Origin of the sequence: Saccharothrix coeruleofusca (genome assembly GCF_017876325.1) — a bacterium.
Classification (GTDB): domain Bacteria; phylum Actinomycetota; class Actinomycetes; order Mycobacteriales; family Pseudonocardiaceae; genus Actinosynnema; species Actinosynnema coeruleofuscum.
In genome coordinates this window covers 2,097,329-2,115,652 of sequence record NZ_JAGINV010000001.1, presented here as the reverse complement: position 1 = coordinate 2,115,652, position 18,324 = coordinate 2,097,329, and the positions used below count along the sequence as shown (strand labels likewise).

Below are 18,324 nucleotides of genomic sequence, written 5' to 3'. Positions count from 1 at the left end.
AGGAGGCCCGCTCACCGCAGGCGGGGGGCGAGCAGGAGGCCGGTCACCGCGTCGGTGAGCGCTTCGCCGACGAACGCCCAGTCCGCGGGCACACCGGTGCCTGCGGCGACGCGCTCCTGCTGGGCGCAGGTGTGGATGATCGCCAGCCGCGCCGCCTGGGTGCGCAGCGCCACCTCGGCGGGCGGCAGGTCGGGGGCGAGGGCCCACACCGCGGCCAGGCTCTCCTCGACGTAGGGCACCAGCAGTGGGTCCGCGCGCACGCCGCTGTCCAGCGCCGGGTCGGTGGCGACCTGGGCGGCGAACCGGGCGTACCAGCTGGGCACGCCCAGCTCGGCGAGGTGCTCGGTGTGCGGCAGGACCAGGCAGGCGATGTGCTCGCGGGGATCGGCGGACCCCCTGGTCGCCTCGACCCTGCGCCGCAGGCGTCGCCCGATCGGTTCGGCGTGGGCGAGGGCGATGGCGCGGATCACGTCGGCGCGGGTGCCGAAGTGGTAGGTCAACGCGGAGTTGTTGGCCTGCCCGGCGGCTTCGACGATCTGCCGGTTGGACACCTGCGCGAGCCCGCGTTCGGCGTACAGGCGCTCGGCGGTGCGTAGCAGCAGCGCGCGAGTGGCCTCCGCCTGCTCCTGACGCGAACCCGGCCGCGAAGACGACGTGTCGCTGTTCACGCCGGTCATCCTCTCCCCACCCGGCCCAGCGGTCGCGATGACCTATCTATACAAGGAGTTACGGGGATGCATCCTAAAGTAAGCAGACAATCATCTGACTTAATCAGTACGGTGGAACGCACCCCTCCCGAGGAGCCGACGATGACCACCGCGGAACCCAGGCCCTACCCGTTCACCCCACCGGACCGCCTGGAACCCGACCCGCAGCTGTCGACGCTGCGAGCCCGGCAACCCCTGGTCCGGGTACAACTGCCCTACGGCGAACCGGCGTGGCTGGCGACCCGGTACGAGGACGTCCGGACCGTCCTCGGCGACCCCCGGTTCAGCCGGGCCGCGGCCGCGGGCCGCGACCAACCACGACTGCGCCCCCACCCCACCCCGCCCGACAACATCCTGAGCCTGGACCCACCCGACCACACCCGGCTGCGCAGACTGGTCGCCAAGGCGTTCACCACCCGCCGGGTCGAGCGGCTGCGCCCACGGGTCCAGCGGATCGCCGACGAACTGGTCGACTCGATGCTCACCCAGGGCCCACCGGCCGACCTGGTCGAGGACTTCGCCCTGCCACTGCCCATCACCGTCATCTGCGAACTGCTCGGCGTGCCCCTCCACGACCGGGCGGACTTCCGCACCTGGTCCGACGCCGTGCTGTCCACCACCAAGTTCACCCCCGAACAGATCCGCGACAACGTCGGGAAACTGCGCGGCTACGTGCGGGACCTCATCGCCCAACGCCGCCGGACCGCCACCGACGACCTGCTCAGCGGCCTGGTCGCCGCCCGCGACGACGAGGACCGCCTCTCCGAGGACGAGATGCTGTCACTGGCCGAGACGCTGCTCGTCGCGGGACACGAGACCACCGCCTCGCAGATCCCCAACTTCGTGTACGTGCTGCTGACCCACCCCGACCAGCTGGAACGCCTGCGCGCCGACCCCGGACTGGTACCACTGGCGGTCGAAGAGCTGATGCGCTACGTCCCGCTCGGCGTCGGCGCGAGCATCCCCCGCTACGCCCTGGAGGACGTCGAGCTCAGCGGCGTGCTGGTGCGCGCGGGCGAACCCGTCCTGGCCTCGCTGAACTCCGCCAACCGCGACGAATCCGCCTACACCGACCCCGACCGGCTCGACCTGACCCGCCAGCAGGCCTCCCACGTGGGCTTCGGCCACGGAGCACACCACTGCCTGGGCGCTCCGCTGGCCAGGGTGGAACTCCAGATCGCCCTGCGAGTCCTGCTGCGACGGCTGCCCGGCCTGCGCTTCGCCGAAGACCCCGACGCCTGCGTCGAGTGGAAGCAGGGCCTGTCCCTGTCCGGCCCCACCCGCATGTCGATCACCTGGGACTGACCACCAGGCACCACGCCCCCCGCCGGGCACGGTGCCGGACACGGGATCACCAGGCACCCTGGAGACCTCGGACGGACGAAAGGCGCTCACATGACATCGACCGCGCTCCCCGGCGGGACCTTCACCATGGCCGACGACCTGACCGTCACCAGGGTCGGATACGGCGCGATGCAACTGGCGGGCCCCGGCGTGTTCGGCCCGCCCGCCGACCGCGACGCCGCCGTGGCCGTGCTGCGCGAAGTCGTGGAACTGGGCATCACCCACATCGACACCAGCGACTACTACGGCCCGCACGTCACCAACCAGATCATCAAGGAGGCACTGCACCCCTACCCCGACGACCTGCGCATCGTGACCAAGGTCGGATCGGTGCGCGACGCCCAGGGCGGCTGGCCACGCGCGCTCGCCCCCGAGCAACTGCGCCAAGCCGTGCACGACAACCTGACCAACCTCGGCCTCGACGCCCTCGACGTGGTCAACCTGCGCGTGGGCGGCCTGGACCGCCCCGAACCCGGCTCGATCGCCGAACCCTTCTCCGCCCTCGCGCAACTGCAGCGCGAAGGACTGGTCAAGCACCTCGGCCTGAGCACCGTCAACGCCGAGCAGATCGCCGAAGCGCAGTCCATCGCACCCGTGGTCTGCGTGCAGAACTTCTACAACATCGCCCACCGGGAGGACGACGCCCTCGTCGACTCCCTCACCGCGCAGGGCATCGCCTACGTGCCCTACTTCCCGCTCGGCGGCTTCTCCCCGCTGCAGTCCGAGGAGCTCGACGCGGTCGCCACCCGCCTCGACACCACCCCGCTGGCCGTCGCGCTGGCGTGGCTGCTGCGGCGCTCCCCGAACATCCTGCTCATCCCCGGCACCTCGTCGGTCGCCCACCTGCGCGAGAACGTCGCGGGCGCGGGACTGACCATCCCCGAGGAGGAACTGGCCGCGCTGGACCGCATCGCGGGCTGAGCCGACCCGAGCCCACCCGGCGTCGCGGCGACCCACCACACCGATCAGCGCGGCTCCGCCAGCCGCCGGACCACCCGTGCGCCCAGACTGCCCTCGACGTGCTCGCGCATGATCCGGGTCGCGCCCTCGGCGTCCCCCGCGACCACCGCCTCCAGCAGGGCGGCGTGCTCGCGATCGGCGCGGGCCCGCCGCTCCGGGTCGGGCTCGGTCTCCAGCGCCAGCCTGCGGTAGCGGTCCGCCTTGTCCCACAACCCGTCCAGCGTCTGCGTAAGCAGCGCGTTGCGCGAGGCGTGGTAGATCGCGGCGTGGAACCGGCGGTGGGCGGCCAACGCCTCGTAGGCCGGGTTGCCGGGCAGCGCGCCGAGCCCTCCCGCCGCGTCCCGCATCCGCCGGATGTCGTCCTCGGTGCGCCGCCCGGCGGCCAGGCCCGCCGCGAACGGGTCCAGGGACAGGCGCATCTCCAGCAGGTCGCGGGCTTCCTCCGCGCGCAGCGGCGCCACCCGCGCGTCGCGGTGCGCGCCGAGCTCGACCAGCCCCTCGGCCTTGAGCCGCTTGAGCGCCTCGCGCAGCGGCGTGGTGCTGATGCCGATGGCCTGCGCCAGCGGCCCCTGGTTGATCACCGAGCCGGGAGCCAGCTCACCGGACAGGATCCTGCGCCGGACGTCGTGGTAGGCGAAGTCGCTCTTGGTCTCGATCAGTCCCACGGGTTCGATCACGGCCACCGCCCTCACTGGCCACGGCCAGAGCACCTCGGCATCGGAGGCAGAGATTATAGTCTATGTCGATCTTTTGGCGTCTTCTCGCCGACCAGCCTCCCCATTGGTGTATTTATTCCACACTGAAGTAATAGAGTGATTTGAGGTACTCCTCGTGCTCCGTCGCGCCCTGAGCCGTTCTACGGTTGGGCCAGCTGACGGGAGTGGCTCATGGTGCGGTTGGACCGCCTGGTGAACGTGCTGGGTGGCTACGGGGTGCGGCTGGCGTGCTGCCCGGTGTCGCGGTCGCTGGAACTGCGCAGCGTGGCCGTGCGCGAGCCGGGCGCGGTGGGCGGTGACGTGTTCCTCGCCGTCGGCGCCGAGTCGGTGCACCAGGCGGTGGCCTGGGCGGTGGCCGCGCGGGCGGGCGTGGTGCTGGTGCACGGCGGGGCGGAGGTGGACCGGGAGGCCGCGGCCGTCGGCACCGCCGAGGGGGTCGCGGTGATGGTGGTCGACCCCTCGGTGCCGTGGAGCCAGCTGGCCGGGGTGGTCTACGGGCTGGTGCTGGAGGGCCGGGAGACCGCCTCCGGGCGGGGGCCGACGGACCTGTTCGCGCTGGCCGACAGCCTGGCCGACGCGGTCGGCGGCGCGGTCACCATCGAGGACCGGTCGTGGCGGGTGCTGGCGTACTCGCGGTCGCAGCAGCGGGCCGACGCGGCCAGGTCGGCGACCATCCTGGGACGGCAGGCGCCGCAGCGGCTGCGGGAGCTGTTCGACGCCCGCGGGGTCACCGCCCACCTGGCGGCCTCGGACGAGCCGCTGTTCGTCGAGCGGGACGCCGAGCACGGCCTGACCGGCCGGACGGTGGTGGCGGTGCGCGCGGGCCGCGAAGTGCTGGGGTCGGTGTGGGTGACGTGCGGCGGACCGCTGGAGGGCGCGCGGCGGGCCGCGCTGGTCGACGGCGCCCGCACGGTGGCGCTGCACCTGCTGCGCTCGCGGGCGAGCGCGGACCTGGAGCGGCAGGTGGAGTCGGACCTGGTGATCCGACTGCTGGAGGGCACCGCGGATGCGGCGACGGTGGTCAGCAGACTGGGACTGCCACCGGGGCCGCTGCGGGTGATCGCGGTCCGCGCGCACGTCGGAGCGGAGCGGCACGCACCGCTGCTGCTGGCGTTCGAGCGGGCCACCACCGGCTTCGGCTGGTCGCGGCCGGGGCGCAGCGCACTGGCCGGCAACACGCTCTACACGGTCCTGCCCGGCGAGGACGTGGCGGCGGCACGCGGGTGGGTGGACGCGCTGCGCGCCGCGCTGCCCGCCGAAGTGGCGCTGTGGGCGGGGATCGGCGGGATGGCGGGCGCGGCCGACCTGCCCGCGGGCAGGCAGGAAGCCGACGAGTGCCTGGCGCTGCACGAGGCTCGCGCCCAGGACGCGCCGCCGCCCTCCTACGACGAGTCGTGGGACGACATCCTGCTGCAGCGGCTGCGGGCCGCCGCCAGGGCGGGCCGGACCCCCGCTCGCGGTCCGGTGGCCGAGCTGCGCAGGCACGACCGCGAGCACGGCACGCACTACGCGGCGACGCTGCGGGCGTGGCTGGACGCCCAGGGCGACCCCGCCGAGGCGGGCGAGCGGCTGGGGGTGCACCAGAACACCGTGCGCTACCGGCTGCGCAAGATGGCCGAGGTGACCTCACTCGACCTGGGCGACGCGCGCAAGCGGCTGGCCATGATCATCGACCTCGCGGCCACCGAGGACGTTGTGGAGGACGAACAGAAACCTCCGCCCCGACTGTAGGGAACGGACAACAACCGCCGCCGGTGCGCGGTCCACCCTGGTGCCTACGGGGTTCCGGGTCTGGAGGTGGTCATGGTCGGCGTCGGGCGCAGCGACAGCGGACCGCGCACGGCCGTCGTGGTCGGCGCGGGGGTCGTGGGCCTGTCCACCGCGTGGTTCCTGCAGGAGCGCGGGGTCGAGGTGACCGTGGTCGACCGGACCGGGGTGGCGGCCGGGGCTTCGTGGGGCAACGCCGGGTGGATCGCCCCCGGACTGGCGATCCCGCTCAACGAGCCGAGCGTGCTGCGCTACGGCCTGCGCTCGCTGCTGGACCCCACCGCCGCGCTGCACGTCCCGCTGACCGCCGATCCCTCGCTGTGGGCGTTCCTGGCGCGGTTCGCCGCCCACTGCCGCTGGTCGTCGTGGACCCGCGCGGCGCGGGCCAACCTGCCGCTCAACGAGGAGTGCGCGGAAGCCTTCGACGTGCTCACCGCCAACGGCGTGCACGCGCCCACGGTCGACGCCCCGATCACCGCGGCGTTCCGGACCCCGCAGCAGGCCCAGGGCTTGCTGCGGGAGTTGCGCAGGCTCGCCGACGCGGGCCAGGGCGTCGCCCACACCGAGCTGTCCGCCGAGGAGCTGCGCGAGCACGTGCCGCTGGCGTCACCGGCGCTCACCGCCGGGGTGCGCGTGGAGGGGCAGCGCTACGTCGACCCCGGCGGGTTCGTCCAGGCGCTCGCCCGCGCCGTCGTCGCCCGCGGCGCGACCATCCGGCTGTTCGAGGCCGTCGACATCCGCACCTACAGCAGGGGCGTCACGGTCCACCCGCGCGAGGGCAGGGCCGTCGCGGCCGACGTCGCGGTAGTGGCCACCGGCGCGTGGCTGTCCCGGCTGGCCCACCGGTGGGGCGTGCGGGTGCCGGTGCGGGCGGGTCGCGGGTACTCGTTCAGCGTGCCCGTGGACCGCCCGGTCCCCGGTCCGGTCTACCTGCCCGGCGTCCGGGTGGCGTGCACCCCGTACCAGGGCAGGCTGCGGGTGGCGGGCACGATGGAGTTCCGCGATCCCGACGCCCCCGGCGTGCCCGCCCGGCTGGACGCGATCATCGCGTCGGCCCGCCCGCTGCTGGACGGCGTGCGCTGGGAGGAGCGCGACGACGTCTGGGTCGGTCCGCGCCCGGTCACCCCCGACGGCAGGGCGCTGATCGGAGCGGTGCGCGTGCCGAACGTCTACGTCGCGGGCGGGCACGGCATGTGGGGGTTGGCCCACGGCCCGGTCACCGGGCGACTGCTGGCCGAGCAGGTCACCACCGGCAAGCAGCCCGCCGCGCTGCGCGAGTTCGACCCGCTGCGGTGAGGGGCGCCGCGATGAGCGACACGCACGGCGACCTGACCGACGACGAGCGCGCCGAGCTGGACTGGCTGCGGGCGGAGAACGCCTTCCTGCGGGTCCAGCGCGACGTGCTGATGCGCGTGGCCAGCGGCTACGCCCTGGACATGGAGGCGCTGCTGCGGCGCGGCGCCCCCTCCAGCCACCTCCCCAGTCTGTGAGGCCCGGAGCAGATCAGCGCCCGGACCCCACGGACCCCCCGCCGTCAGGGCGGCCCCTCCTCCGGCCGCCCTGACGGCACCCCTACCCACAACGGAGACGACCATGACCCGCACCTGGCTCACGCCCCAGGCCCACGAGCGGCTGCGCGCCGAGCTCGTCGCCCTGATGACCCCGCACGCCGCCGACGGCCACGACGAGCACGCCACCCTGAACCGGCACCAGCGGGAACTGCGCATCCGGCAGATCCAGGACCTGCTGACCAAGGCGGTGGTCGGCCAGGACCCGCCCGACGACGGGGTCGCCGAGCCCGGCATGGTGCTCACCGTCCGCTACGACGACACCGGTGAGACCGAGACGTTCCTGCTCGGCGCGCGCGACGCCGAGCACGGCGAGATCGAGGTGTACTCCCCGGACTCGCCGCTGGGCACCGCGCTGACCGGGGCCCGCCGCGGCGAGCAGCGCCACTACCCCGTCCCCAGCGGCCGGACCGTGCGGGTCACCCTGCTCGACGCGGTGCCGTACACGCACTTCCTAGAATCGGTGGAACCTGCCAGGCCGTAGCGAGCGAGGGGGCGAGGCGGTGCCGAACGACGAGGGTGGCTCCCCACCCGTCCGCGAGCAGGGCGGCGACCCGGTGTGCTGGCTGGAGCGCGTGTGCCCGGAGTGCGGGCTGTTCGTCGAGGACGAGCCGCCCGCGGTGTGCGGGCGGTGCGGCGCGCCGATCCCCGAGGAGGACGCGCGGTGACCGCCGTGGCGGCAGGCGCCCTGTTCACGTGGCTGGGCATGGTGCTGGCGATCTCGTTCCTGGAGGCGCCGCTGAAGTTCCGCGCGCCGGGCGTGACGGTGCCGATCGGCCTGGGCATCGGCCGGATCGTCTTCCGGGGGCTCAACGCGGCGGAGGCGGTGCTCGCGGCCGTGGTCGTCGTCGCGGTCGCGGCGGGCGACGTGCCCGGTCGGGTCGTGGTGGCGATCGGGGTCGCGGTGGGCGTGCTGGTGCTGCAGCTGGCCGCGATCCGCCCGGTGCTCAACCGCCGCTCCGACCGCGTGCTCGCGGGCGAGACGCCGCCCCGGTCCCGCGCCCACCACGCCTACGTCGCCGCCGAGGTGGTGAAGGTCGCCGCACTGGTCACCTCCGGGGTGCTGGCGCTGTCCGCCGTGTGAGGCGTCCGTTCACAGCAGCACGCCCGGTCAACACGACCCCGCTTACGGGTCTGGTGGCACCCGGCCGCTCCTGGTTGCTTGGAACGCGGGGAGTTCTCTGCCCACGACGCTCCCCGCACCCTGCACACGAGGAGACGACCATGATCGTGCGAAAGGCCGCGCGCGTCGCCGTGGCCGCGCTGGGACTGCTGCTGCCGCTGGTCGGCGTGGCCGCGCCCACCGCGGCGGCACAGCCGCAGGCGCTGGCGCGCACCCTGTACTACGACACCAGCCAGGCCCAAGAGTTCGCCGCGGACTGGGACAAGGCCGCCGCGAACTGGAACAGCTCGGTGAGCAACGTCCGGCTGGTCAAGCGCGGCTCCGGCACGCCCACCAACATCCGCGTCCTCGCCGACGACGGCTGGCCGCGCGCCTACGTCAGCTCGCTGGGCAACGGCACCGTCTACATGGGACGCCAAGCCGTTGAGCAGGGCTACCACCGGCCCCGGATCACCACCCACGAGATCGGGCACATCCTCGGCCTGCCCGACCGGCGGACCGGCCTGTGCGCGGACCTGATGTCCGGGTCCAGCGCCCCGACCTCGTGCCGGAACGAGCTGCCCAACGCCGCCGAGCGGGCCCAGGTGGAGCGGAACTTCGCAGGCAGCCTGGCTGGAGTCGAGGTCCGCGCGGCGGGCTACTCGGGCGTGGAGTGCTTCGTGTACTGACGACCCGCGCGCCGGGACAGCGGCCGACACCGCGCCGGTGTCGGCCGCGCCGCCGGGCGGCGCGCGGTTCAGGCGGGTTGCAGGACGAAGTCGTACCGGGCCTGGACCCACGGCACGGCGGACTCGCCGCCGTCCGGGGTGGGGCCCGGTTCACGCGGCTCGAAGGCCACCACGAGCTCCTGCTTGGTGCCGAACACGACGTCGCTGTCCAGGTACTGCGCGCCTTCCTGGAACAGGTGGGTGATCAGCGGCCGGTACCCGTCCACGGCGAGCAGGAAGTGCACGTGGGCGGGCCGGAAGTGGCTGATCCCGGTCTGCCGGATCAGGTCGCCGACCGGGCCGTCCATCGGGATCGAGTAGCCCTTGGGCGTGATGGTGCGCACGCAGTACGCGCCGTCGGCGCGGGTGCGGTACTTCGCGCGCAGCCGGGCTTCGTCGACCTCCCCCAGCTGGGCTTCGTAGTTGCCGTCGGCGTCGGCCTGCCAGACGTCCAGCACCGCGTCGCCGACCGGCGTGCCGTCCAGGGATCGCACGGTGCCGGTGATGTAGAGCGGCGTCCCGGCCACGCCGTCGGACATGTCCCCGCCGAACCCCAGCTCGGGCGAGCCGTCGACGTGGAACGGCCCCAGCACGGTGGCGGGGGTCGCGGCCGGGTCGAGGCGGTGGTTGAGCTGCACCACCAGCATGCTCAGCCCGAGCACGTCGGAGGCGAGGATGAACTCCTCCCGCTTGTCGTCGCTGATCTGCCCGGTCGCGGTCAGCCACCGGATGGCGGCGGCCCACTCGGCCTCGGTGAGCCGGACCTCGCGGGCGAACGCGTGCAGGTGCCGGACCAGGGCGGTGAGCAGCTCGCGCGTGCGCGGGTCGCGCGCGGTGGCCCAGCGCCGGACGGCCAGTTCGGTGATGTTGTCCTCGGTGACCAGCTGCATTGCTGTCTCCTGCGGTTCGGTCCGGGCGGGTCGTCAGGAAGGGCGGTAGGGGTCCGGGTCGACGGAGGCGTTGTTCAGGTCCACGGACAGGAAGATGTCGTTGCCCACGGGGTGGCGCAGCTCTTCGGCGAGCTGCCCGATCAGTCCGGCGGTGCGGGCCAGCAGCGCGAACCCGCGCAGCAGTTCCAGCGGCAGGCCGAGATCGGCCAGCGCGGCACCGCACACGCCCGCGCCGTTGAGCGGCAACCGCTTGCCGAGCACCCGCGGGTGCACGCGGCCGATCGCCGCGAACAGCGCCAGGTGCGGTCCGAACAGCCCCTCCTCGGCGGCGATGGCCATCAGCCGGGGGGTGCGGGGGTCGCCGTCCTTGTGCACGTGGTGGCCCAGCCCCGGCACGAACCGCCCCGCCTCGCGCCGCGCGCGCACCGTGGCCAGCGCGAGCGCGTCCCAGCCCGCGTCGTCGGTCGGCGGCCCGCCCTCGGCGCGGGTCAGCACGTCGTGCAGGAACCGGCCGCAGTCCTCGGTCACCCCCAGGAAGCGGGAACCGCCGCCGAGCAGGCCCGCCGCGAGCGCGCCCTGCACCGAGTCGGGGGCGGACAGGTAGGTCAGCCGGGTGACGATGGCGGTCGGGGTGAAGCCGTGGTCGGCCAGCGCGGCCAGCACCGCCTCGAACACCCGCGTCTGGCCCCTGCTCGGGCGGCGCTGGGTGGCCAGCCAGAACGCCAGCTCGCCGAAGCCGACCTCGCCCATCACCTCCCGCGCGAGGTCGTGGCCGAGCAGGGTGATCCGGTCCGGGGACGACGCCCCGAGCGCGGTCCGGTAGACCGGTCGGTCAGCCACGGCGCTCCTCCCTCGGAGTGCTCAGCCACGCGCGCAGCTCGGCGCCGTGCTCGTCGAGGTCGGGCGGGGGCAGCCGGTAGACGGCGGGGGTCTCGGAGAAGCGGATCGGGTGCCGCGTGGTCGGCACCGCGCGCTCGCCCTCGCCGACCACGACCACCGGGTCCAGCTCGAACCGCTCCGCCATGGCGAACCCCCCGTCGATGGTGTTGATCGGCCCGCAGGGCACCCCGGCGGCCACGAGCAGGTCGAACCACTCGACCGCGCCGCGCGTGGCCAGCCGCTGGACCAGCACCGGGCGCAGCTGATCGCGGTTGCGGGTGCGGTCGGCGTTGCGGGCGAAGCGCGGGTCGTCGGGCACCTCGGGCAGCCCCAGCACCTGGCACAGCTTGCGGAACTGGCCGTCGTTGGCCGCGGCGACGATCAGGTCGTGGTCGGCGGTGGGCAGCGGCTCGTACGGGAAGACGCTGGGGTGGGCGTTGCCCATCCGGTACGGCACGGTGCCGCCCGCCACGAACGCGGAGCTGTGGTTGACCAGGCCGGTCAGCGCCGAGGACAGCAGGTTGACCTCGACGTGCTGGCCCCGCCCGGTGGCCTCGCGGTGGCGCAGCGCGGCCAGCACGCCGATGGCGGCGTGGTTGCCCGCCATCACGTCGAACACCGAGATGCCCGCGCGGTAGGGCGGTCCGTCGGGGTCGCCGGTGAGGCTCATCAGCCCGGAGATCGCCTGCACCATCAGGTCGTAGCCGGGCACGTGCCCGCCCGCACCCGAGCCGAACCCGGTGATCGAGGCGTAGACGGCGGCCGGGTTGTCCGCGCGCACGCTGTCGTAGTCCAGGCCGTACTTGGCCATGCCGCCGGGCTTGAAGTTCTCGATCACCACGTCCGCGCGCCGCACCAGCTCGCGGGCCAGGCGCGCGTCGGCATCCTCGCGCAGGTCCAGCACGATGGAGCGCTTGCCGCGGTTGACGCCGAGGTAGTAGGTGGAGACTTCGTCGCGCACCGGGGGCACCCAGGTGCGTGTCTCGTCGCCGCGCGGCCCCTCCACCTTGACCACCTCGGCGCCCAGGTCGGCCAGCAGCATGGTCGCGTAGGGGCCCGCGAGCACCCTGGAGAAGTCGGCGACCAGGATTCCCGCGAGCGGTCCCGCGGTGGTTGGGGCAGCACTGTTGTCCGTCATCCCGATCCGCACTGTTGTCCGTACAGCGGACGATCGTCCGTTGAATTGAGCATCGGTCAGCCCGTGGGCGGCGTCAAGACCGGTCAGCCCTGGCCGTGAGTGGTCGCGCTGCGGTAGTCGGTGTAGGTGTAGGGGTTGTCGAGCACCTCGGCGGTGGGGACGTCCGGGTTCATCCCCTTCCGCCACGCCTCCTCGCCGAGTTCCGCGCGCAGGTGCTCGACGGTCCGCTCCACGCGCGAGCGGACCGCCGCCAGGTCGACGCCCACCAGCCGGTGGTCGCGCTTGACCACCCGCCCGTCGACCAGCACCGTGTCCACGTCGCCGCGCTGGGCCTGGAACACGACGTGGCCGTACGGGTTGAGCAGCGGGAACATCACCGGCGACCGCTCGTTGCGGATCAGCACCAGGTCGGCCTTCTTGCCCACCTCGACGCTGCCCAGGTCGGCCTCGCGGCCCAGCGCCCGCGCCCCGCCCAGGGTGGCCCACTCGACGACCTGCTCGGCCCGCAGCGCCGAGTGCGTGACGGTCTCCCCCTCGGCGTGGGCCGCCAGGTGCTCGCGGGCGCGGTCGGCGCTGAGCGTGGCGCGCATGGCGGAGAACAGGTCCCCGCTCCACCACACCGAGGTGTCCATCGACAGCGACACCGGGATGCCGTGGGCGCGGATGGCCCAGGTGGGCGGGTAGCCCTGGCCCGCGCTCTGCTCGCTCTCGGTCGACACCGACACCGAGCCGCCGGTCGCGGCGATGCGGTGGTAGGAGTCGGCGGACAGCGAGGCCGCGTGCACGTAGACCGTCCCCGGCGTCATGAAGCCGTGCTCGTGCATCAGCCGGATGCCGTCGTCCCCGGTGGCGCCCCAGACGCCCGCGTGGGTGGTCACCGCCAGCCCGAGGTCGCGGGCCACCTCGAAGGCGGGCTTCTCGGGGAAGGCCGGGTCGCCGGTGACGTCGAAGGCCAGCTGGAAGCCGAGCATGTCGTCACCGGTGGTCCGGCGGGAGAAGAAGTCCCGGAACTCGGGGGTGGCCGTCCACGACGCGGGCGCGTCGTGGATGTTGCCGTAGGCCAGCACGAACCGGCCGGGCACCGCGCGCAGGGCGTCCACCGCGGCGTCCGCGTGCTCGGTGGTCCGCAGCCCGTGCGACCAGTCGACCGTCGTGGTCACGCCCGCGTCCAGCGCCTCGACCGCGCCCAGCAGGTTGCCCGCGTAGACGTCCTCCGGGCGGAAGACCCGCCCCCACTCCAGGTAGTACCAGACGAAGTACTGGGTCAGCGTCCAGTCGGCGCCGTAGCCGCGCATCGCGGTCTGCCACAGGTGCCGGTGGGTGTCGATCATGCCCGGCATGACGATGCCGCCGGTCGCGTCGATCTCCACCGCGCCGTCGGGGGCAGGCAGCCGCGGTCCGACCGCGGCGATCCGGTCGCCCACGACCAGCACGTCGTGGTCGGGCAGCACCTGGCGCCCGGCGTCGAGGGTGAGGACGGTGCCCCCACGCAGGACCAGGGGGCGGCGGTCGTCGGCGGGCTCGCTCATCCGACTACTCCTCGGCATCGTCGCACGGTCGAGTGACCACGATGCGGACAATCGTCCGCAGGCGCAGTGTTCAACCTCGGCCGGTGCGCGTCAACCCCCGGCGCTCAGGCGACGGTGACCACCGCGTGCGGCGCGGTGTCCAGCCGCGCGAAGTCGGCGCTGATCTCGCCCGCGGTGTGCAGCAGCAGGGGCAGGTGGTGCTCCACCATGCGCTCCACCGAGGTCTCGGCCGCGTGGCAGGTGACGTTCACCCCGGCGACGACCCGGCCCGCGCCGTCGCGCAGCGGCGCGGCGATGGAGCGGATGCCGGGGGCCAACTGCTCGTCGGTCAGCGCCCAACCGCGCGCGCGGACCTCCCGCAGCACCGCGTCGCGCTCGGCGCGGTCGGGTCGCCAGCGCGGCACCAGGCCGGAGCGGGTGGGCTGGGCGAGCACCGCGTCCAGCTCCGCCTCGGGCAGCGCGGCCAGCTGCACCTTGCCCAGCGAGGTCTGCAGCGCCGGGAAGCGGGTGCCGATCTGCACCGCCAGCGAGACGATCTTGGGCACCGCCACCCGCGCGACGTAGACGATGTCGGACCCGTCGAGCTGGGCGATCGAGCACGACTCGTTCGTCCTGGCGACCAGGCGCTCCATGTGCGGCCGCGCGACGTCCCACAGCCCCATCGACCGCACGTAGGCCACGCCCAGCTCGAGCACCCTCGGGGTCAGCGCGAAGCCGCCCTCCCCCTGGCGGACGTAGCCCAGTTCGGCGAGGGTCAGCAGGATGCGCCGCGCGGTGGGCCGCGCCAACCCCGTCGCGCCCGCCACGTCGCTGAGCGACATCACCGGGCGGTGCGGCTGGAAGGCTCGGATCACGTCCAGGCCCCGCGCCAGCGCCTCGATGAAGTCCGGACCGGTGTCGGGACGGGGTGCCATGGCAGACCTCTCGCGTGTGCAGGCCGCGCCACCGCGAGGACGACGCGGCCAAAGACCGTGCGCCCAGGGTAAACGGGCGACCACCGCGCCAGCCGCGCTGCGGGTGCCGCGGAACCCGGCCACCCCGGCTTTGCATGGTCATACAGACGTGTGCATATACTTTCAACCGTGTCCAAGGTACTCACCTCCCTGCCTGTCGGCGAACGCGTCGGGATCGCCTTCTCCGGCGGCCTCGACACCTCGGTAGCGGTCGCGTGGATGCGCGAGAAGGGCGCGGTGCCCTGCACGTACACCGCCGACATCGGCCAGTACGACGAGCCCGACATCGGCTCCGTGCCCGGTCGCGCCACGGCGTACGGCGCGGAGGTCGCCCGGCTGGTCGACTGCCGGGCCGCGCTGGTGGAGGAGGGGCTGGCCGCCCTGGCCTGCGGCGCGTTCCACATCCGCTCCGGCGGCCGGGCCTACTTCAACACCACCCCGCTGGGCCGGGCGGTCACGGGCACCCTGCTGGTGCGCGCGATGCTCGAGGACGACGTGCAGATCTGGGGCGACGGCTCCACCTTCAAGGGCAACGACATCGAGCGGTTCTACCGCTACGGCCTGCTGGCCAACCCCTCCCTGCGGATCTACAAGCCGTGGCTGGACGCCGACTTCGTCAGCGAGCTGGGCGGCCGCAAGGAGATGTCGGAGTGGCTGCTCGCGCACGGCCTGCCCTACCGGGACAGCACGGAGAAGGCCTACTCCACCGACGCCAACATCTGGGGCGCCACGCACGAGGCGAAGGCGCTGGAGCACCTCAACGCGGGCATCGAGATCGTCGAGCCGATCATGGGCGTGCGGTTCTGGGACCCCGAGGTCGAGATCGTCCCCGAGGACGTCACCATCGGCTTCGAGCACGGCAGGCCGGTGACCATCAACGGCAGGGAGTTCGCCTCCGCGGTCGACCTGGTGCTGGAGGCCAACGCCATCGGCGGCAGGCACGGCCTCGGCATGTCCGACCAGATCGAGAACCGGGTCATCGAGGCCAAGAGCCGCGGCATCTACGAGGCGCCGGGCATGGCGCTGCTGCACGCGGCCTACGAGCGGCTGGTCAACGCGATCCACAACGAGGACACCCTGGCCAGCTACCACAACGAGGGGCGGCGGCTGGGCAGGCTGCTCTACGAGGGCCGCTGGCTGGACCCGCAGGCGCTGATGCTGCGCGAGTCGCTGCAGCGCTGGGTCGGCACGGCGGTCACCGGCGAGGTGACCCTGCGGCTGCGGCGCGGCGAGGACTACTCCATCCTCGACACCTCCGGGCCCGCGTTCAGCTACCACCCGGACAAGCTGTCCATGGAGCGCACCGAGGACTCCGCCTTCGGGCCGGTGGACCGCATCGGCCAGCTGACCATGCGCAACCTCGACATCGCCGACTCCCGCGCCAAGCTGGAGCAGTACGCGGGCATCGGCATGGTGGGCAGCAAGCACCCGATGCTGATCGGCGCCGCGCAGGCGGCCTCCACCGGGCTGATCGGCGCGATGCCCGCGGGCGGCGCCGAGGCGATCGCCTCCCGCGGCGAGGCCCCGGCGGACGAGCAGCTGCTCGACCTCGCCGCGATCGAGTCCGGCAACGACTGAGCGAACCGGGCGGGCGGCGTGGTGCCGCCCGCCCGTCACCGCTCGCGTCGGTCCACAAACGCCCGCAGGGCGGCCATCTCGCGGGCAGGCGCCGAGCGCGAACGGGGCCGCGGGGAAATCCGCTCACGTGTTCGTCCGAGCAGGGGTATAACGGTCCGCCGGAGACAAGGAGCAGCGCGATGGACCCCCGCCTCGGCTCTACCGGCGAGTTCTGCTGGATGGACCTCAAGACCCACGACGTCCCCGGCACGGCCGACTTCTTCTCGGGGGTACTGGGTTGGCGGTTCGCCACCGAGGAGGTGGATGGGCGTCCCACGACCACGATCTTCATCGACGATCACCGGATCGGCGGGATGAGCGACCTGGCGAACCCGGTCTACCCGCCCGGTACCCCCGCGCACATCGCCTACTACCTCGCGGTCGACGACGTCGACGGCGCCACCGCGACAGCGGTGCGGCACGGCGCGAGGCTCGTGGTCGGTCCCTTCGACGCGGGCGGGCTGGGTCGTGTGTCCACTCTGGTCGATCCCGTCGGCGCGGCCTTCTCCTTGTGGCAGGCGCGGGAGTTCAGCGGGTGGGCGTTCCCGCCGAACGCGACCGGCGTGCCGGAGCGCATGGTCCTCGCTTGCGCCGATCCGGTCCGGGCGCAGGAGTTCTACCAGCGGGTGCTCGGCACACCCCCGCGCGCCGCGGAGTTCGCCGCCGAGTCCACCTCGGAGTTCACCGCTCCTCGGTGGGAACTCGCCCTCACCGTCGCCGACCTCGACCGCGTCGCCGCTCGCGCACGCGGCCGCGGCGTCCTCTCCCAGTCGCGACACCCGGACCGCCCCACGCTGCGACTGAGCAGCCCGGAGGGCTTGACCTTCCGGCTGCGCTCCCCCGATCCCCGCCCAACGCCCTGACCGACCGCCACGCCCGCGGATGTCACAGCGCCAGCGCCGCCCTGGTCACGTCCTCGGGATACGGGGAGCGCGCGAGGGCTTCGCCGTCGGTGAGCTCCCCCGCCGCGACGGCGGTCCTGAGCGCGACGAGCCGGGCGAGCCCGTCGCGGTGCCGGGCGACGAAGGCCGCGTCGACGGGGTCGCCGTGCCCGGCGACGACGACGCGGGGCGAGAGCGCCAGGAGCGCGTCGAGCGCCGCGGGCCAGTCCGCGAGGTGCGCGTCGACGCCGAAGGACTCGGCGGTCCAGCCGTGCGGGCCGTGCTCGACGACGTCGCCCGCGAAGACGACGCCCACGTCGGGCACGTGCACCAGCACGTCGTGATCGGTGTGGGCGGGGCCGGGGTGGACCAACCGCACCACCCGGCCGCCGAGGTCCAGTTCGGCGTCGGTGCGCAGGAGGCGGTTCGGCGGGGTGATCGTCGTGTTCCGCAGCGCGTCGGCGATCCCGGTCTTGCCCTGGGCGCGGTAGTCGGCGGCCCACTTCAGGCGCGAGGTCTCGCCGTGGGCCGCGAGTTCACCCGCGCAGCCCTGGTGGGCCCAGACCTCGCACGGCAGGAACGGGGTCGTGCCGAAGCAGTGGTCGAAGTGCGCGTGGGTGTAGACCAGGGTCCACGGCAGTGCGGTGATCCCGCGCACCGCCGCGGCGAGTTCCGCGCCTTGCGCCACGTCGCCCCTGCTGTCGACCACCAGGCAGGCGTCGTCGCCGACCACCAGCCCGACGGTGAGGTCGAGTTCGCCGTAGCGGCGCGCGTGCACGTGGTCGGCGACCTCGATCCAGCGTCCGTCGGTCATCGGTGCTGTCTCCTCTTCTGCCGGGATGCGGTGGTGGGCTGATCCGAAGATAGGCGTGGGACCGGTCCCGCCGCGCGAGGCCACTGTGGGCACGAAGTCCGCGGTGCTCGCGGGGACCGGACGGCCCCTGGCAGCCGCGACACCACCGGATCAGGAGGACCTGTCGTGACAAGACTGCTGCGCGCGCTGGCGAGCCTGTCGTTCGCCGCGGGGGTGGCCGCCGTCGCCCTGCCCGGCACGGCGGCGGCGGCGGAGACCGCTCACCTGACCAAGACCCAGCACCTGGCGGCCATCCCCAACAGCGGTATGCCGAGGTCGTGCACGGAGCGCCACCTCTACCTGCGCGAGGGCCGCTACGACTGGGGTCTGCGCATGAACAGCACCACCAGGAGCACTCGCCCCAACCTCGAACTGGGCTCCGGCTGGTACACCTGGGACACCTGCCTGAAGCCCGAGTACGGCTACTACATCCAGACTTCCGTCCTGGACCCGGACACCCCCGGTTGGGCGGACGCGATCACCAGCACGACCTGGACGATCCACTCGTCCACCACCTACACGTGGGGCACGTTCCTCGACCCGCACTTCTAATACCAGGGCGCCGGGTCCGCGCGACGACCGCGCGGACCCGGTGAAACGACCGCCCCCGCCACGGCGATTCCTTCCGGGGCGGTCACCGCTCGCGCGGCGGGTCCGGCCACCCCGTCGGAGTCGTGACACGGCCCCGGCAG

General features: G+C 73.4%; 20 protein-coding genes. 12 read left to right on the top strand and 8 right to left on the bottom strand.

Annotated elements, in window-relative coordinates; translation table 11 throughout:
• Window positions 1–11: 11 nt before the first annotated feature.
• A complete protein-coding gene (locus tag JOF41_RS09850) occupies window positions 12–668 on the bottom strand; it encodes a TetR/AcrR family transcriptional regulator (protein ID WP_307867352.1) in 657 nt (218 codons plus the stop codon).
• 141 nt (window positions 669–809) lie between these two features.
• On the opposite strand from JOF41_RS09850, the gene JOF41_RS09845 reads away from it, so the two are divergent.
• Entirely contained in the window at window positions 810–2,012 is a 1,203-nt protein-coding gene (locus tag JOF41_RS09845; protein WP_209617992.1) for a cytochrome P450, read from the top strand.
• A gap of 90 nt (window positions 2,013–2,102) precedes the next feature.
• On the top strand, window positions 2,103–2,972 hold the full coding sequence (locus JOF41_RS09840) for an aldo/keto reductase family oxidoreductase (RefSeq protein ID WP_209617989.1): 870 nt from the start codon (window positions 2,103–2,105) through the stop codon (window positions 2,970–2,972).
• Between the two features lie 44 nt (window positions 2,973–3,016).
• On the opposite strand, the gene JOF41_RS09835 is transcribed toward JOF41_RS09840, so the two are convergent.
• Window positions 3,017–3,688 carry a GntR family transcriptional regulator gene (locus tag JOF41_RS09835; protein ID WP_307867351.1) on the bottom strand — a complete coding sequence of 224 codons (672 nt, stop codon included), beginning with the start codon at window positions 3,686–3,688 and terminating at the stop codon, window positions 3,017–3,019.
• A 210-nt stretch (window positions 3,689–3,898) separates the two neighbouring features.
• On the opposite strand from JOF41_RS09835, the gene JOF41_RS09830 reads away from it, so the two are divergent.
• The 7 genes from JOF41_RS09830 to JOF41_RS09800 all read left to right on the top strand — a co-directional run bounded on the left by JOF41_RS09830 (window position 3,899) and on the right by JOF41_RS09800 (window position 8,853).
• On the top strand, window positions 3,899–5,458 hold the full coding sequence (locus JOF41_RS09830) for a PucR family transcriptional regulator (protein ID WP_189226291.1): 1,560 nt from the start codon (window positions 3,899–3,901) through the stop codon (window positions 5,456–5,458).
• A 72-nt stretch (window positions 5,459–5,530) separates the two neighbouring features.
• Window positions 5,531–6,790, top strand: coding sequence for an NAD(P)/FAD-dependent oxidoreductase (locus tag JOF41_RS09825; protein WP_209617985.1), 1,260 nt, complete (start codon window positions 5,531–5,533; stop codon window positions 6,788–6,790).
• 11 nt (window positions 6,791–6,801) lie between these two features.
• Complete coding sequence (locus JOF41_RS09820) at window positions 6,802–6,984, top strand: hypothetical protein (protein ID WP_189226293.1); 183 nt, start codon at window positions 6,802–6,804, stop codon at window positions 6,982–6,984.
• A 103-nt stretch (window positions 6,985–7,087) separates the two neighbouring features.
• Window positions 7,088–7,546 (top strand): GreA/GreB family elongation factor, encoded by a 459-nt coding sequence (locus tag JOF41_RS09815; protein ID WP_189226294.1) that lies wholly within the window; start codon window positions 7,088–7,090, stop codon window positions 7,544–7,546.
• Between the two features lie 19 nt (window positions 7,547–7,565).
• A complete protein-coding gene (locus tag JOF41_RS09810) occupies window positions 7,566–7,730 on the top strand; it encodes a hypothetical protein (RefSeq protein WP_189226295.1) in 165 nt (54 codons plus the stop codon).
• The gene (locus tag JOF41_RS09805) at window positions 7,727–8,146 is read left to right on the top strand and encodes a hypothetical protein (RefSeq protein ID WP_372448478.1); all 420 of its coding nucleotides are present in this window, start codon (window positions 7,727–7,729) and stop codon (window positions 8,144–8,146) included. Before JOF41_RS09810 ends, JOF41_RS09805 begins: the two co-directional genes overlap by 4 nt.
• Before the next feature lie 140 nt (window positions 8,147–8,286).
• The gene (locus JOF41_RS09800; RefSeq protein WP_209617982.1) at window positions 8,287–8,853 is read left to right on the top strand and encodes a snapalysin family zinc-dependent metalloprotease; all 567 of its coding nucleotides are present in this window, start codon (window positions 8,287–8,289) and stop codon (window positions 8,851–8,853) included.
• 68 nt (window positions 8,854–8,921) lie between these two features.
• Here JOF41_RS09800 and JOF41_RS09795 read toward each other — a convergent pair whose 3' ends face one another.
• The 5 genes from JOF41_RS09795 to JOF41_RS09775 form a co-directional block, all read right to left on the bottom strand.
• A complete protein-coding gene (locus JOF41_RS09795) occupies window positions 8,922–9,782 on the bottom strand; it encodes a dioxygenase family protein (protein ID WP_189226297.1) in 861 nt (286 codons plus the stop codon).
• A 33-nt stretch (window positions 9,783–9,815) separates the two neighbouring features.
• Window positions 9,816–10,622, bottom strand: coding sequence for a citryl-CoA lyase (locus tag JOF41_RS09790; protein ID WP_189226298.1), 807 nt, complete (start codon window positions 10,620–10,622; stop codon window positions 9,816–9,818).
• The gene (locus JOF41_RS09785) at window positions 10,615–11,799 is read right to left on the bottom strand and encodes a CaiB/BaiF CoA transferase family protein (protein ID WP_209617979.1); all 1,185 of its coding nucleotides are present in this window, start codon (window positions 11,797–11,799) and stop codon (window positions 10,615–10,617) included. Before JOF41_RS09785 ends, JOF41_RS09790 begins: the two co-directional genes overlap by 8 nt.
• 83 nt (window positions 11,800–11,882) lie before the next feature.
• Window positions 11,883–13,328: an amidohydrolase family protein gene (locus JOF41_RS09780; protein ID WP_209617977.1), complete on the bottom strand. Its 1,446-nt coding sequence runs from the start codon at window positions 13,326–13,328 to the stop codon at window positions 11,883–11,885.
• A 104-nt stretch (window positions 13,329–13,432) separates the two neighbouring features.
• On the bottom strand, window positions 13,433–14,242 hold the full coding sequence (locus JOF41_RS09775; protein WP_189226301.1) for an IclR family transcriptional regulator domain-containing protein: 810 nt from the start codon (window positions 14,240–14,242) through the stop codon (window positions 13,433–13,435).
• Window positions 14,243–14,410: 168 nt separating this feature from the next.
• Here JOF41_RS09775 and argG point away from each other — a divergent pair, with 168 nt between their 5' ends.
• A complete protein-coding gene (argG, locus tag JOF41_RS09770; protein WP_189226302.1) occupies window positions 14,411–15,859 on the top strand; it encodes an argininosuccinate synthase in 1,449 nt (482 codons plus the stop codon).
• A 179-nt stretch (window positions 15,860–16,038) separates the two neighbouring features.
• The gene (locus tag JOF41_RS09765) at window positions 16,039–16,761 is read left to right on the top strand and encodes a VOC family protein (protein ID WP_189226303.1); all 723 of its coding nucleotides are present in this window, start codon (window positions 16,039–16,041) and stop codon (window positions 16,759–16,761) included.
• Window positions 16,762–16,783: 22 nt separating this feature from the next.
• Here the strand turns inward: JOF41_RS09765 and JOF41_RS09760 are convergent, their stop codons facing one another.
• Complete coding sequence (locus JOF41_RS09760; RefSeq protein WP_209617974.1) at window positions 16,784–17,593, bottom strand: MBL fold metallo-hydrolase; 810 nt, start codon at window positions 17,591–17,593, stop codon at window positions 16,784–16,786.
• Between the two features lie 165 nt (window positions 17,594–17,758).
• Here JOF41_RS09760 and JOF41_RS09755 point away from each other — a divergent pair, with 165 nt between their 5' ends.
• Window positions 17,759–18,184 carry a hypothetical protein gene (locus JOF41_RS09755; RefSeq protein ID WP_209617972.1) on the top strand — a complete coding sequence of 142 codons (426 nt, stop codon included), beginning with the start codon at window positions 17,759–17,761 and terminating at the stop codon, window positions 18,182–18,184.
• Window positions 18,185–18,324: the final 140 nt, after the last annotated feature.